Here is a 16,017-nt window from a genome sequence, read left to right on the forward strand (position 1 = left end):
ATATTACAGCTTTTCTCGCCGGACTAGGATTCCTTCATCGCTTGTTTTTTCTCCGCCTTCAGGTCGCGACTGCTGGCGGCGGCAATTTCCGCATCCATCAGGGTGCGTCCGGTGGCCGCTAGATAGACATCATCGAGACTAGGACGGGATTGGGCCATGCTAAACACGGGTAATCCCGATTCGGCTAGGGTTTGTTCAATTTTGCTTAAAGGATTGCTATTGGCCGTGACGATGAGATTAAGGGAGTTACCCTGGGCGGTATTAACAATCACTTCCTCGACAAAAGGCAGACGAGATAATAACTCTTTCGCTTGGAAAGCTTCTTCCTCTGGGGAAAATTCCCGCACTTTTAAGGTAATGCGATCGCCGCCCAGTTGCTCCTTCAGTTGTGAGGGGGTACCGCGAGCGATGACGATACCATTGTCGATAATTGCCAAGTTATCGGCCAAAGCGTCGATTTCTTCGAGATAATGGCTGGTAATTAATACACTGGTTCCGGCCGCCCGCAATTGTCGCAGAAAATCCCAGACAATCAAACGACTTTCGATATCGAGGCCCACAGTCGGTTCATCTAGCACTAAAACTTCTGGCTGGTGCAGTAATCCCGCCGCTAAATCCAGCCGTTTTTTGATGCCGCCGGAATAGGTCCCCGTTTTTTTGTCGGCGTATTCCTCTAATCCTAAAAGATTTATTAATTCTTTGATGCGCTCTCTTGACTTTTGAGGGGGAATGTGATAGAGAGCCGCTTGTAGTTGCAACAGTTCCCGGCCGGTGAGCATTTTATCGAGGGCGACTTCTTGGGCAACGTAACCCAGGCGTTTACGGGCGGATTTGGGGTTATTCAGGGCATCGACACCCCCCACCTCGATTTTGCCGCCATCGGGTTTAGCAAGGGTACAAAGACAGCGGATCGTGGTGGTTTTCCCCGCACCATTGGGACCGAGTAAACCGAAGATTTCTGCCGCTGCCACGGTAAAGGAGATATCTTTAACCGCTGCTGTCTGACCGTAGGATTTTTTTAACTTTTCGATCGCCACCGCAAGGGTCATAAGCTGATTTTCGCCCACTTGAGCGAGACAATTTTTTTGTTAACTTTCTCGGTCTATTTTAACCCAGATTCCCCACTTGAAAATCTGGTATTGTAAATCTGACCTCCTCACTGCGACTTCGGCGCGGTGATGACCGACAGATCAAATGTTGAGAGGGTGGCACTCGTTGACAATCCCTAGATTAATCCCTACTGATTGCCCGTTATTGGGAAGGGTTTCCAGTTTAATCTCAACGACAAAGCCTAAAAAATAGCGATTCGCCGCGTCTTTAATTACCGTGACCGCTCGAGGTTCCGATTTTTAACCACAATTTTTCGATAAATTCTCCTTTTTAGCGAAGTTTTTTGGCTCTCGACTGGCAAAATATTCAGCCAGTTTTAAGTAGCTGGTTATAATTAAATTAAAAATGGATTTTAGGTTCGATCCCCCCTGCCCCCCTTGATAAGGGGGGTGCCGATAGGCGGGGGGATCCCCCTTAATAAGGGGGGCATCTGATAATTTTTAACGCCTACCTACTTAAGCCGGTAGATACTGGTGTTTGTTAGGGAGAGTCAGGAATTTTTTACCTAGATTTTTTAACAGTTCCCGAACCATCAACTCCGAGTGCCTTAATACTGTTCGGGTCAATTTTATTAACTCGATCGAGGAGTAAAAACTAAAACCAATCGGTTTTGGAGAGAGCAAAATTATCCCCAAAACTGCTCTAGATCGAGATCGGCTTTGTTGAAATGGAAAACAGGGATTATTCCCTAAAAAACTAGCAACTTTTTTGACTATAATAACGACAAGATTATCGGTATAGTTTTAGACTGTTAGACGATCCTATCATCAGCCCTATCTCGATCGCAATATATATTTATGAAATTTAGTGAAATTGCCCAAAAATTAAGCCCTTTAGTCTCTGCTCACAGTTTAACTGCCTATCCCGACAGAAATCCCCAAATTAAAGCCATAACTCCCATCGAAACCGCCCTAGTCGATACCATTAGCTATATCGAAGGGGGAAAATTTGCTGCCTTTGTCGCCAAAACTGACGCTACTGCCCTAATTCTGCCCCTGGATACCAATTTACAACAACAGGCCGACGAACGCGGCATCGCTTGGTTAGCCAGTGCCAATCCCCGACTTTTATTCGCCCACGCCATCAAATTATTCTATCAACCCTTTCAGCCCCAACCCTACATTCACGCCACCGCCGTGGTGCATCCATCGGCTAAAATCGGCCATAAAGTCGCCATCGGGGCCCATGCTGTGGTAGAAGCGAATGTCACCCTCGGTGATGGTGTTTGCATTCATCCTAACGCCGTTATTTACCCCGGGGTGCATATTGGTGATCGCACAATTCTCCACGCTAACTGTACCATCCATGAACGGGTACAAATCGGCAATGATTGCGTTATCCACAGTGGCGCTGTTATCGGTGCTGAGGGCTTCGGTTTTGTGCCAGTTCCCGAAGGCTGGTTTAAGATGGAACAATCGGGTATCGTGGTCTTAGAAGATGGGGTAGAAATTGGCTGCAATAGCGCCGTTGATCGCCCGGCAGTGGGAGAAACCCGCATCGGTAGCCAGACTAAGATCGATAATCTCGTCCATATTGCCCATAATTGCCAAATTGGCCAAGCTTGCGCCCTAGCAGGACAGGTGGGCATGGCAGGAGGCGTAAAATTGGGCAATCGCGTTATTTTAGCGGGACAGGTGGGCATTGCCAATCAAGCAGCGATCGGAGACGGTGCGATCGCAACCGCCCAAACTGGCATTCACAACGATATCGGGGCAGGAGAAGTGGTTTCTGGTTCTCCCGCCATGCCGCATAAACTATTCCTCAAGGTAGCAGCCGCTTACAAGCGTTTACCCGAAATCTATCAAGCGGTTAAGCAATTAAAAAAATAGCTCTATTCAGGAGGCAGGGGGCAGGGGGCAGAAGGCAGGAGATTATTTTTATTTATTCTCCCTTCTCCCTTCTCCCCACTTCCCACACCCCACTTCCCCATCTCCCTACACCCCACACCCTACACCCCACACCCCGATCAAAGTGACTCGCAAAAGCAAGGGCGCTATCGCCGCAGGACATCCAAAAACTGCCGAAGCTGGACAATTAATCTTAGAAATGGGCGGAAATGCCTTCGATGCGATAGTTGGCTCGATTTTAGCGGCTTTCGTGGTCGAATTCACCCTCGCTTCGGCGGGGGGCGGCGGTTTTTTACTAGCACATACCAAAGAAAAAGTCAATACCCTTTTTGATTTTTTTTGTCAAACTCCCAAATCTAAAAAACCCTTGACAAATATCGACTTTTACCCTGTGGCGATCAATTTTGGTGGTGCTAGTCAAGATTTTCACATTGGCCGAGGTGCGATCGCTACTCCTGGGGCGTTACGGGGATTGGAAACAGTGCAGAAAAAACTAGGAAAATTGCCCTTTGCCGTGGTAGCGGAGCCAGCGATCGAATATGCTCGACAAGGCTACATTTTGAGCCAATATAACGGCTTTTGCCTGGGTTTACTATCTTCGATCCTGCTCAAAGATAGAGAGGGTTTAAAAGTCTATGCTCCCCAAGGAAAACTCCTCCAAGCTGGCGATCGCTGTGTGATGAGGGATTTTGCCAATAGCTTAGAGGAATTAAGCAAAAAAGGCGTAAAAGACTTTTATGAGGGAGAAATCGCCCACCAAATCGCCAAGGATATGCAGGAGGGTGGTTATCTTACCCTAGAGGATTTAAATCATTACCAAGTCCTTGAGAGAAAACCCCTAAAAACCCAATATCGCGGGTACGAAATACTGACCAATCCGCCTCCTAGTTCTGGAGGAATTCTCCTGGCTTTTGCCCTAAAATTACTGGAAACAGTCAATTTATCGGCTTTAGAGCCTCTAGGAGCCAAACATCTGCAAATTTTAACGGAAGTGATGGCCTTAACCAATCAAGCGCGGGTTCAAGGCTACGATGATTTTATCCATCAGGAGGGAATCGCAGACAAGTTTCTCTCATCAGAATTTTTAGGCAAATATGCCAATAAATGGGGCAGTACCACCCATATTAGTGTTATCGATGGGGAAGGTAACGCCGCCAGTGCCACCTTTTCCAACGGCGAAGGATCGGCTTATACCGTGCCGGGGACGGGAATTATGCTCAATAATATGATCGGGGAAGCGGACTTAAATCCCTTTGGTTTTCACAATTGGCCTGTTGATCGTCGTTTATCCTCAATGATGTCCCCGACGATGATTTTAGAGGAAGGAAAGCCGCGATTTGTTCTCGGTTCTGGGGGTTCCAATCGCATTCGCACCGCTATTTTCCAGGTTATTAGCAATTTAATCGATTTTCGGCAATCTTTAGCCGCTGCGATCGCTGCCTCGCGCATACATTGGGAAAATCAACAATTAGGAATTGAACCCCTAGAAGATCGGGAAAATCTGCTCGAAAATCTGGTTTTACCCGCAAATACTCAAGTATCCTGGTGGCAAGAACAAAATATGTTTTTTGGGGGTGTGCATGGGGTGGCAGTGAACGAGCGGGGGGAGTTAACCGCTACGGGCGATCCGCGTCGGGATGGAGTAGGATTATTGATTAGTAATTAGTAATCGGCCAACATAGTGGTGTGAGCTTGTTTACTTCTTATCGTTTACTGTTTACTTTTGAGATACTCATGTTGCTCTTGCGTTATGGTATTACCGTGAGTGCGGTGCTTGGGTTGATTTTCTTGGCTGAATCCTCGGTTAAGGCACAAACTCAGTCCGCTGCCGATTTATTGAAGAAACCCCGACCTACTGCCAATCCAGTTTCTCAATTACCTGGCCCCTCGGCGGCACCGGCAACCACGGAAGCGGATCCCAAAGCCCCTAATTATCTTAATCCTAGTGGCAATCCCCTAATTTTTCCCACCAAACCGGATGAGGTGAATATTAGGGTAGTACAACCGATCACCTTAAATCAAGCGATCGAATTAGCTTTAAAAAATAATCAGACCTTACAGACAGCCCGGGTCGATTTAGAAATCGCTCGCGCCCAATTAAAGGAACAACAGGCTGCTTTATTACCCACGGCCCAAGCGGAAACCAGTCTCACTCAAGATCAATCGGCAGTTGCCCAAAGACAGAATAATTTGGCTCGTCAACAGGGAATCCCAGCCACTACACCCGAAGATAGTACCAACTTTCAGGGTAGTGTTAGCATCGTCTATGGGGTTTATACAGGGGGTGAACGGGCAGCCCAGATCAAAAGGGCCGAAAAAGTCATCCGGCAGCAGGAATTAGAGGTGGAAACAGTCTCGGAACAAACTCGTTTTGATGCCACCGATGCCTATTATGAATTACAGAGGGGTGATGCTCAGGTAGCGATCTCCCAAGCTGCGATCGAAGATGCTAGTCAAAGTTTACGCGATGCACAATTATTGGAGCAAGCAGGACTAGGAACCCGATTTGCTGTCCTACAGGCGGAAGTTGACCTGGCCAACGCTAACCAAGACTTAACCCGGGCGATTTCTACCCAACGCATCGCTAGACGACGACTGGCACAGATATTGAGTGTCGGTCAGCAGATCGAGTTAACCGCTGCCGATGAGATTCGCGAGGCGGGAACTTGGGGCTTAAGTCTTGATGATAGTATCGTTTTGGCCTATAAAAATCGTGCGGAATTAGAACAACAACTCTTACAACGGGAAATTAGCCAACAGGATCGCTCGATCGCCATTTCGGCGGTGATTCCCCAAGTGGACCTTTTGGGCTCGTATAATGTCCTCAACGATCTCAGTGATGCTGCTGGTTTTGGCGATGGTTTTAGCGTTGGTGGCCGGATTCGCTGGACTTTTTTTGATGGTGGTCGCGCTTTTGCCCAGGCCCGTCAAGCGGAAAGAAATATCGATCGCGCCGATACGGAATTCTCCCTCCGTCGCAATGAAATCCGCCTTCAGGTGGAGGAATCCTACTATAGTTTGATTTCTAACCAAGAAAACATCAAAACTTCGCAAAAAAGCATTGAATCCGCCACGGAAAGTCTGCGATTAGCCCGTTTACGCTTTCAGGCGGGTGTGGGAACCCAAACGGACGTTATCAACTCCCAACGGGATTTAACCGATGCCAGAAGCCGTTATCTACAGGCGATCGTCGATTACAATAAATCCTTGAATAGTCTCCAGCGATCGATTAGTAATTTACCGGATAATCGTTTGTTTGAAGTGCGTTAATTGTGGGATTTATTGATCTGTGGTGTGGGGGGAGATGGTCAAATCTCCCCTATTTTAACGGGTTTCGATGATTCTAATCTGTTGTTCCCGCAATTGATGCAGGGTGGGAGTTTCCTGTCGCTCTTGCACCTGCGGACGCAGATTATTACAACGAGAGGAATTACTGCCAAACAAAGCTGATCATAAATTGGACGGCTTTTTTTCTAGACCGCTTGCAGAACATAGAAGGTATAACCATAGAAGTTGCTGAATTTCTCAAAAAGTTTCATCTCTTCTTCGGTTTCACGAATAACCGATTGGCTACTTGGGCTGATTTCCAGCTGCCCGATTCGTTCACGGAGAGGTTCATAATAATTTAGCCACCAAACTTGACTTGGCAGCCGATGGGTAGAAAGTACCTTAAAACCAGACCTATTAGCCCGAACGATATTCTCAAACTCATTACCCATCATAGGATAGACGTTTTGCCAATAGGCCACAGCAGGCTCTGGCAGATCATCAGTAAACCAACTCATCTCCGAGATGACGGCAATAGCGTTGTTAGAAAGAAGAGGTCGCCAGATTTTAAGGGCCTGCTCAAACCCAAGATTATAAGCAGCCCCCTCAGACCAAAGCAGATCAACTGAACCCACTGACCAATCAAGTTTAGCCATGTCACCATGAATTGGAATGATTAAATGCTCAAGACCAAGCTGTTTTGCTCGGGTTTTGAGTTCGTCGATAAAAACCGACGAGGAATCCACTGCCATGACAGGGCTTTGGTAGTATTGTGCCAGCAGTAAAGCACTAGCACCACTTCCACATCCTAGATCGGCAATTCGCGGCTTGAGGGGCAAAATAGAGAGATTGCTCAAAATTTTTAGGGAGAAGTCAGAGTCACCTGGCCCTTTACGGTCAAGTCCACGGTGTAAATCAGTTAAAGCGGCAACATACTCAGTTTGATTGTCTGTAGTCATAGGGATTTTTGCTGGCTCTAATAGCTGAAAACAGCCAATTCCGGGCTTAAGATCACTGGCTTAGGCGATCGTTCCCGTCAGGGGGGAACTAGGACTAGCAGAGGACTTAATCGGCATTCTTCCCGCTAAATGGGCTAAACGTCCCGCTTTTGTCGCCATTCCCATGGCCTGCGCCATCAAGGACGGATTGGCAGCCATAGCGATCGCACTGTTAATTAATAAAGCATCGGCCCCCATTTCCATGGCCCGGGCTGCTTCTGAGGGTGTACCGATCCCGGCATCTACCACCACGGGAATTTGGGCCGATTCGATGATAATCGCGATATTTGCCTCATTTTTCAGGCCCTGTCCCGACCCAATCGGCGATCCTAGCGGCATAACCGTGGCGCAGCCAGCTTCCTCTAAACGTTTGGCCAAGAGAGGATCGGCGTTAATATAGGGCAGTACGGCAAAACCTTCTTTAACTAATTGTTCCGCCGCTTGCAAAGTTCCGATCGGATCGGGTAATAAATATTTAGGATCGGGAATAACTTCGAGTTTAATAAAGTTATTGTCTTCCTGTCCCAATAATTTGGCCATTTCTCGCCCTAAACGGGCCACCCGAATCGCTTCTTCGGCCGTTTGACAACCGGCAGTGTTGGGTAACATCCAGATTTTTGACCAATCGATCGCTTCTGCTAATCCCTCATGACCCGGAGCGTTCGTTTGTACTCGTCTAACGGCAACGGTGACAATCTGACATTCACTGGCACTAATACTTTCCTGCATAGTCGTCAGATTGGCATATTTGCCAGTCCCAGTCATCAAGCGGGAGTGAAAGGTTTTCCCAGCAATGGTGAGGCGATCATTCTGGGGTGATAAAAGTGCTTGGGGTTTATTCTCAATAATAGTTAAGGACATAGGTGGAATAGTAACGGGTGATGGTTGATTAAAGCGATCGCAGCGAAAATGGGTCAAAATGGGATTAACTTTGTCATTAATCACCAGGTCAGCAATCAAGGAAGCAGTGACAGGAGCGAGTAAAATGCCATTACGATAGTGACCGGTGGCTAAAATGAGGTTATCACAGCTACTGCGGCCTAAAATGGGCAATTCATCCGCTGTACCTGGACGGAATCCCCACCACATTTCCTCGATTTCCCAGTCAGCTAAAGGGGGATAGAGACGGGTGGCCCGCTCAAAAAGGGTTTGCAGTCCTTGGGGTGTATTACCCGTTTGCCAGGCCACTTTTTCGGAAGTGGCCCCGATAATTAAACGACCATTGCGACGGGGAACCAGATAGGTTTGTGGACCGAATAAAACCCTAGCTAAGGTCTGGTTAGGGGGCATTTTTACCGCAGCCATTTGACCTTTGACGGGATGGATAGGGAGGGGTAAAAGTTGACTGGCCCAGGCTCCCGTCGCTAAAATGTAAATTTTTGCTTCTAATTCCCCAATTGAGGTATAAATACTCTTGACTTTTCCCTGCTTTTGTTGTACGGCGTGGACTTCTACCCCTTGGCGAATTTCTACCCCTAAATTTTCGGCCGCTTGTTGCAGCGCCGTCACTAGCTGCCGGTTATCCACTTGTCCATCGTCGGGATACCACCAACCACCGATCACATCTTTACCTAGTCCGGGTTGGTAGAGGTGAACTGCATTGCTGTCTAACCAAATTTTATTAACTTCCTCGGTAGTAACGGGCTGATCTAGCTCGTAAACGGGAGCAAGAATACCGCAGGGATAGTAACCGCTGTTTATTCCCGTTAAATCCTCGATTTTGCGGGTCCACTCTGGATATAGCCAGCGCGATTGCAGGCAAAGATCGAGAAATGGACCCGGGGGAATCCCCTCCGCGTGGGGAGCCAACATTCCCGCAGCCGCACGACTAGCGGCCTGAGCTATATCTCGAACTAGGAGGGTAACTTTTGCCCCGCGCAATTGCAAATCGACGGCGATCGCTAATCCGATGATACCACCGCCCACGATCAAAATTTCGCTAGTTGAGTTCATAAAGTCTCTGGCACCAAAAATAATTACTGAAATGACAAGGAATCAGAAGTTAGAAAAAGAAAAATGTAGTAAAATAACATATATAGTCTTTATTATCCCAATTAATCATAATTTTTAGCTTGATTGACTACTAAAATCGCAATTAGTCAGCCGAGAGGGGGAAGAAGTGGGGCTACGGGCATAATTTAAGCTTAAGATGATTTGTAGTCGATCTTTTCTAAGCTTCCCTTTTTCTTTAGAGCTTATGACTTCCCCTGCTGTCGATCGAGTTTATCAAGGTCAATTTGGAGAGTTTACGATTACGGATGGCGATCGCCTAGGTGTGCGTCTCTACCGTTTGGGGTTAAATTTAGCGGCTTTTAGTTTCGCTGTCGCTACAATTATAGTTCTCACCCGACCGCAATTACTGCCCCTGACTAACCTTTTATACATGGGTTTTTGTCTGGGGTTAGGCATCAGTTTATTGACTATCCATATATATTTAATTCCCCTTCATCGTCTCCTGCAAGTTTTTTGGCTAATTGGGGCGATTACTTCCCTAATTTTCAGCCTTTATTATCAACTTTCTCCCCTAGAATTTGTCTATAACCACCCGGTGAGTTTATTCGGTGTGGGCTTTATTTTTGCTAGTCTCACGGGGATTTATTTCAAAGAAGCTTTTTGTTTTAATCGTCTAGAGACCAAGTTTTTAACCCCTCTAGTTCCCACTCTTTTACTCGGTCATCTTTTGGGGATATTGCCCTTAAATTGGGAAAAGGGGCTATTAATTCTCTGGGCGACTTTATTCGTTATCTTTGCTCTGAGAAAATTAAGCCAACCTCTCCCCAACGATATCGGTGATAAATCGGTCTTTGAACATCTTAATCATTGACTAACTCTCCAGATATTAAAATCTATTCTAAGATACAGTCTTGCGGGCAAGTGAGTGGAACGAACCACAGAGACACAAAGGACACAAAGATCGATCACTACTATATAAGTTAAACTGATCGGGTTTCAGCTTTTTGTTCTTTGTCTCTTTCTGGTTTATTCTTGGTCAGTAATCAGTAAACAGTAAGCACTAATCAGTGAAAAGACAGTAGGAAACTTCTATTTAATACTGTCACTTAAAACTCAAATCTGATAACTGATAACTGATAACTGATAACTGTTACTTATCTGGGGTCCTCTATGGTGGCCGGATTAGCAGTATTGGGAGTCTTGCTGGTGAACATTTGTATCAGACTAAAACCGACAAAAGCGAGTAAAGCTATGCCACCAATAGCAGTAACAATTTTACCCACGAGATTTTCTGTGCGGGGTTGTTCGGGGGCATCCTCGTTGGGATCCTCTGAATGGGCAAAACGATTGTAGAGGAAATCGAGGGCTTCATTGCGGAGTTCGTAGTAACGGGGATCCTCCGTAATTTGGGAACGAACCCGGGGACGAGCAAAAGGCATCTTTAACACCTCACCGATTTTAGCGCTCGGGCCGTTGGTCATCATCACCAAGCGATCGCACAAGAACAAAGCCTCATCGATATCGTGGGTAATCATCAACACCGTTAACTGGTGTTCTTGCCAGATTTTCAGCAATTCTTCCTGTAATTCCTCTTTGGTGATCGCATCTAAAGCCCCAAAAGGTTCATCGAGGATGAGGACTTGGGGACGAATGGCCAGGGCGCGCGCGATCGCAACCCGTTGTTTCATCCCTCCCGATAATTGGGGGGGTTTTTTCTGGGCTGCTTCTGTCAATCCCACTAAGGATAGATTTTCTTCGACGATCTTCACCTTCTCAGCCTGAGATTTTTCGGGATAAACGGAATTAACCCCGATATAAACGTTCTCAAAGGCAGTTTTCCAGGGCAAAAGCGAATAATTTTGGAATACCATCATCCGGTCTGGTCCTGGTTCCTTAACCTCTTTATCCTGTAGCAGCACTTGCCCACGACTAGGAGAAGAAAACCCCGCCACCATATTTAAAAGGGTCGATTTACCGCAGCCGGAGTGACCGATAATGCAGACAAATTCCCCCTCATTGACTTGCAGCTCCACACCGTCTAAAACGGTGTAAACCCCTTCGGGGGAGGGGTATTCTTTGGCAACATTACTAACTAATAAAAAAGGCTGGGTGGTGGTGCTGGAATTCACGGTCTTATCGGTAAAAGTTTGCATATTCGTCCTAGATTTATTCTAAGGTGGGCTTTGCCCACCACAACCATTAATTAGCGACAGGATCATCGAGGAGAACTTCCGAGACGCGATAATCGCGACGGATCGAGAAACGTTCCAGATAGCCGATTGGATCGTCAGGATTGAAAATAAGACGATCAAAGAGGGCGAAACTGTGGCGATCGGGTTCCAAATCGGGAAGGCCCAGGGACCGGCAAGCTTCGCCAAACAGATCGGGACGACGGACGCGTTCAATCACTTCTACCCAGTTGCGGGGGAAAGGCGCGTAACCCCAACGGGCCAGCTGAGTTAGGGTCCATAGGGCCTCACTCCGGCCCGGACAGTTAGCTTGATCGACGTAAAACTGATTAAATCGGAATAGGGGTTCGGGGGCAGTTCCTAAACCGCGATCGTAACCATCGAGAAAACCGGGGCGGATAATTGCCCTATCCACACCCACATACTGGGGCTGACTGAGAATATTAACGATATCTTCTCGATTACGCTGATCATCGCAGTATTCGCAGGCTTTAATTAAAGCTTTCACCATGGCGATATGGGTTTCGGGATGTTTCGCTGCCCAAGTTTCCTTAACCCCGAGGACTTTTTCCTGGTGTCCGGGCCAAATATCGAGATCGGTGGCGATAACGAAGCCTAATTTTTCGTGAACGGCGTAGGAGTTCCAGGGTTCCCCCACACAATAACCGTCGATCTTACCCGCTTTTAGTAGGGAAACCATTTGAGGCGGCGGAATTACGGCTAAATTCACATCACTATCGGGATCGATGCCGCCACTAGCTAACCAGTAGCGTAACAGCAGATTGTGCATGGAGGCGGGGTGAACCATGCCGAAAGTGGCGATTTTATCGGGACTTTGCAGGAGGGCATCCTTCAAGTCCTCGAGTTTTTCTACCCCCAATTCCCTGTATTTATTGCTGAGGGTGATGGCGTTACCGTTGCGACTGAGTACCAAAGCGCTAATCACGGGGACAGAGGGCTTATTGCCGGCCCCAATGGTCATGCTCAGGGGCATTCCCGCCACCATCTGGGCCGCATCGAGACGACCGGTGGCCACTCCTTGGGCGAGTGCTTTCCAGTTGGGTTCCCGTTGCAGGACAACATCCTCTAATCCTTCCTCGGCGAAGAAACCTTTCTCTTTGGCAATAATAATCGGGGCGCAATCGGTGAGGGGGATAAAACCGATGGTGGGATTGGTTTTCAGTCTGGTAGCTTGGCCGATCACTGTTACTGGTTCGGTGGGTTGGCCGACTTTCTTCGATCGCTTCTGTTGGTTGAGGAAATAAACGATCTCGTTACGGAGGGAGTAGTAACTAGGGTGATTAACTACTTCCAAACGATGCCGGGGCCGGGGAATGGGAACATCGAGAATCTGACCGATATGGGCCTCTGGACCAGTGGTTAACATCACCACTCGATCGGATAGTAATAGGGCTTCATCTACATCATGCGTGACCATGATACAGGTAACGTGGCTTTCTTCGACGATTTCCATCAAACGTTCCTGTAAATTGCCTCTGGTTAACGCATCCAGCGCCCCAAAGGGTTCATCGAGTAGCAGGACTTTTGGCCGTAGGGCTAAGGCGCGGGCGATCGCTACCCGTTGTTTCATGCCTCCCGATAATTCTCCCGGTCGTTTGTTGGCCGCATGGCGCAGGTGTACCATATCGATACTATGTTCGATGACACTTTTGCGTTCAGCAGCCGGTAGATGACGCAGCACGCGGTTAACTCCTAGGGCGATATTTTCCCGGACGGTTAACCAGGGCAGCAGCGAATAATTCTGGAACACCACCATGCGATCGGGGCCGGGGCCTTTAATTTCTCTTCCCTCTAAAATCACCCCTCCCACCGTCGGGCGATCGAGTCCAGCGACCATATTTAAGAGGGTGGATTTCCCGCAACCGGAGTGACCGATTAAAGAGATAAATTCCCCTTGAGTAACGCTGAGATCGATATTTTTCAGGGCAATATATTGACGGCCATCGGGGAGAGGGAAAACCTTATCAATGTGATCGACTTCAATAAATGCAGACATTTTCAGTTATCAGTTATCAGTTATTAGTTATTAGTTATCAGTTATCAGATGTGAGTTTTTAGTTTACTGTTTACTGTTTACTTAAAAAGCTCCCCACACCCTGCCCCCACCGAAAAATTTTTTCAGCAAACCCTATTTATTTTCTTCGGGTACAACTAATTTAGCGATGTAGGCCATGAGGCGATCGAGTAGGAAACCAACAATACCCACATAAATCAGGGCGAGGATAATTTCACTGATCATGGAACTATTCCAAGCATCCCAGATAAAGAAGCCAATTCCCACGCCACCGATCAGCATTTCCGCCGCTACAATTGCCAACCAAGATAAACCGATACCGATTCTTAATCCCGTGAAAACGTAGGGAACGGTGGCGGGAAAAAGAATATTGAAAAAATATTCAACTTTAGATAATTTCAACACTCTAGAGACGTTTTTATAGTCTTGGGGAACCTGTTGCACTCCCACGGCTGTATTAATAATAATTGGCCAAATTGCTGTAATAAAAATTACAAATATGGCACTAGGTTCGTTATTACGAAAAGCCGCTAGGGAGATGGGTAGCCAAGCTAGGGGGGGAACGGTACGCAGGATTTGGAAAATCGGATCGATCGCATCATAAATTAGGGCGCTGCTACCGATTAAAATACCCGCAGCGATGCCAACAATAGCGGCAAGGGTAAAACCGACGGCCACCCGTTGTAAACTGGCGAAAATTTGCCAGAATAACCCCACATCCGTGCCACCATTATTGAAAAAGGGATTAATAATTAATTCCCAGGTATCACTAACCACTTTAGTGGGACTAGGGAGGGGGGCATCGGGACTAAAACAGAGTATTTGCCAGATGAGAAGGAAAATTAATAAAGCAATCGCCGAAGTTGCTAGTTTGGGTAATTTTTTTTTGAGGTCTTTTACCCATTTTGAACCTTGAGAACGACGAGAAATAGAAACAGCCATAATCAGTTATCAGTTATCAGTTATCAGTGGTTGAGTTATCAGTGGTTCAGTTATCAGCATCAGTGATCAGTTATCAGTTATTAATTACCAGTTATCAGCAAATGATCTTTAACTGTTGACGGGTTACTGATTACTGATTACTGAATCGCTGATTACTGATTAGTGATCACTGATTTAAACCTTTTTAATCTTGAGAGATTTCAGGTAAGCGGTGGGATTTTCGGGGTCAAAAGTAACACCATCAAAGAAAGTTTCCACACCGCGAGAGGTAGAGGTGGGAATTTGATCGGCCGGAACATTGAGGGCTGTGGCGGCTTCTCTCCAGATATCTTCCCGGTTAACCTTATCAACTAAAGCTTTGATGTCCGTATCGGCGGGAATATAGCCCCAACGGATGTCTTCAGTCACAAACCAAGTATCATGACTCTTGTAGGGATAGGAAGCGTTATCAGCCCAGAATTTCATGGCTACGGGGCTATTTTCGATCTTGCGACCATCACCGAAATCGATATTACCCTGCATTCTGCCCAAGATATCGGCGGGGTCAATTTTCAGCCATTCCCGTCCTGAAATAATCTCGCACATTTCCTTAACATTAGCGGGATCGTTGCACCATTGCTGCGCTTCTAGAACAGCCATAGTTAAAGCTTTTGCCGCTTTGGGATTTTTATCCACCCAATCGGCGCGTAAAGCGAAGGCTTTTTCGGGGTGATCCTTCCAGAATTCTCCAGTGATCAGGGCAGTGTACCCGAGGCCTTTGGAGACGATTTGGGCGTTCCACGGTTCGCCGACACAGAACGCGTCCATGGTGCCGACTTTCATATTGGCCACCATCTGCGGCGGGGGAACGACGATGAGGGAGATGTCATTATTGGGATCGATGCCGCCCGCAGATAGCCAGTAACGCATGAACAGGTCGTGGTTGCCCCCCGGAAAGGTGACGGCAGCTTTCATTTCTTTGCCGGCAGATTTCGCTTTGGTGAGGGTTTCTTTGAGTTTAGAACTGTCGAGGTCGAGTTTTAAATCCGCGTGGGATTTGGAGATCGATATGGCCTGACCGTTGATATTCAAACGTGCCAGAATATACATCGGTACGGGCTGTTTGGTGATTTTGCCCAAGGTCATTAGGTAGGGCATGGGGCTGAGGATGTGGGACCCGTCGATACCGTTACCCGCCGAACCTAATTCGAGGTTATCCCGGGTTGCAGCCCAAGAGGCTTGTTTCATCACTTGCACATCGGGCATCCCGTGTTTAGCGAATAAACCTTTTTCTTTGGCGATAATTAAGGGGGCAGCGTCGGTGAGGGCAATAAAACCTAGTTTAGCGGTGGTGACTTCGGGAGTTTCTCCACTGGCAACGGGGGAAGCTGCAGGACTGCCGGCCGGGGAGGGACTGGTCGCGGTATTATTGGGAGTGGCGCAACCGTGGAGAATTGCCGTTCCTACGGCAGTTGCCCCGGCAGTGAAGATAAATCTACGTCTGGAAAGTTTACTCATGGACTAAAAAATCGTGATTAGAAACTAAACAAAGGTGATGAAACGGTGAAAAATTCTCATTATTTCCCCTAACTGACTGCGGTGATAACCGAGAAAATTTCTTGAAAGTAACTGTTGATTCAGTAAGGAGGCTTTGACTATTTTTATCTCTTGATCGCTTTTGCTTCTCCATCTGGGGA

General features: G+C 47.2%; 11 protein-coding genes and 1 pseudogene. 4 read left to right on the top strand and 8 right to left on the bottom strand.

Annotation, left to right across the window (positions count from 1 at the left end):
* Nucleotides 1–23 precede the first annotated feature (23 nt).
* Together IM473_RS04305 and IM473_RS04310 are read right to left on the bottom strand one after the other, a co-directional pair.
* Nucleotides 24–1,049, bottom strand: coding sequence for an ABC transporter ATP-binding protein (locus tag IM473_RS04305; protein ID WP_287658786.1), 1,026 nt, complete (start codon nucleotides 1,047–1,049; stop codon nucleotides 24–26).
* Nucleotides 1,050–1,165: 116 nt separating this feature from the next.
* Nucleotides 1,166–1,343 (bottom strand): annotated as a pseudogene (locus IM473_RS04310) (RNA-guided endonuclease TnpB family protein); the annotation flags it as partial.
* Between the two features lie 564 nt (nucleotides 1,344–1,907).
* Between IM473_RS04310 and lpxD the strand changes: the two are divergent.
* The 3 genes from lpxD (at nucleotide 1,908) to IM473_RS04325 (ending at nucleotide 6,227) form a co-directional block, all read left to right on the top strand.
* Nucleotides 1,908–2,939 (top strand): UDP-3-O-(3-hydroxymyristoyl)glucosamine N-acyltransferase, encoded by a 1,032-nt coding sequence (gene lpxD, locus IM473_RS04315; RefSeq protein ID WP_287658787.1) that lies wholly within the window; start codon nucleotides 1,908–1,910, stop codon nucleotides 2,937–2,939.
* Nucleotides 2,940–3,081: 142 nt separating this feature from the next.
* The gene (gene ggt / locus IM473_RS04320; protein WP_287658788.1) at nucleotides 3,082–4,623 is read left to right on the top strand and encodes a gamma-glutamyltransferase; all 1,542 of its coding nucleotides are present in this window, start codon (nucleotides 3,082–3,084) and stop codon (nucleotides 4,621–4,623) included.
* A gap of 68 nt (nucleotides 4,624–4,691) precedes the next feature.
* Nucleotides 4,692–6,227, top strand: a complete 1,536-nt coding sequence (locus IM473_RS04325) for a TolC family protein (protein WP_287658789.1) — start codon at nucleotides 4,692–4,694, stop codon at nucleotides 6,225–6,227.
* 203 nt (nucleotides 6,228–6,430) lie between these two features.
* Here the strand turns inward: IM473_RS04325 and IM473_RS04330 are convergent, their stop codons facing one another.
* Both IM473_RS04330 and thiO read right to left on the bottom strand, forming a co-directional pair.
* On the bottom strand, nucleotides 6,431–7,183 hold the full coding sequence (locus IM473_RS04330; RefSeq protein ID WP_287658790.1) for an SAM-dependent methyltransferase: 753 nt from the start codon (nucleotides 7,181–7,183) through the stop codon (nucleotides 6,431–6,433).
* A 60-nt stretch (nucleotides 7,184–7,243) separates the two neighbouring features.
* Entirely contained in the window at nucleotides 7,244–9,175 is a 1,932-nt protein-coding gene (thiO, locus tag IM473_RS04335) for a glycine oxidase ThiO (protein ID WP_287658791.1), read from the bottom strand.
* A 244-nt stretch (nucleotides 9,176–9,419) separates the two neighbouring features.
* Between thiO and IM473_RS04340 the strand changes: the two genes are divergently transcribed.
* Nucleotides 9,420–10,046: a DUF2301 domain-containing membrane protein gene (locus tag IM473_RS04340; protein ID WP_287658792.1), complete on the top strand. Its 627-nt coding sequence runs from the start codon at nucleotides 9,420–9,422 to the stop codon at nucleotides 10,044–10,046.
* 283 nt (nucleotides 10,047–10,329) lie between these two features.
* Here IM473_RS04340 and IM473_RS04345 read toward each other — a convergent pair whose 3' ends face one another.
* The 4 genes from IM473_RS04345 to IM473_RS04360 all read right to left on the bottom strand — a co-directional run bounded on the left by IM473_RS04345 (nucleotide 10,330) and on the right by IM473_RS04360 (nucleotide 15,838).
* A complete protein-coding gene (locus IM473_RS04345; protein WP_287658793.1) occupies nucleotides 10,330–11,328 on the bottom strand; it encodes a nitrate ABC transporter ATP-binding protein in 999 nt (332 codons plus the stop codon).
* A 46-nt stretch (nucleotides 11,329–11,374) separates the two neighbouring features.
* Nucleotides 11,375–13,381, bottom strand: a complete 2,007-nt coding sequence (locus tag IM473_RS04350) for an ABC transporter ATP-binding/substrate-binding protein (protein WP_287658794.1) — start codon at nucleotides 13,379–13,381, stop codon at nucleotides 11,375–11,377.
* Nucleotides 13,382–13,513: 132 nt separating this feature from the next.
* On the bottom strand, nucleotides 13,514–14,341 hold the full coding sequence (gene ntrB, locus IM473_RS04355) for a nitrate ABC transporter permease (RefSeq protein WP_287658795.1): 828 nt from the start codon (nucleotides 14,339–14,341) through the stop codon (nucleotides 13,514–13,516).
* A 174-nt stretch (nucleotides 14,342–14,515) separates the two neighbouring features.
* A complete protein-coding gene (locus tag IM473_RS04360; RefSeq protein WP_287690359.1) occupies nucleotides 14,516–15,838 on the bottom strand; it encodes a CmpA/NrtA family ABC transporter substrate-binding protein in 1,323 nt (440 codons plus the stop codon).
* Between the last annotated feature and the right edge of the window lie 179 nt (nucleotides 15,839–16,017).

It is taken from the genome of Microcystis sp. M015S2, assembly GCF_020245945.1.
GTDB lineage: Bacteria > Cyanobacteriota > Cyanobacteriia > Cyanobacteriales > Microcystaceae > Microcystis.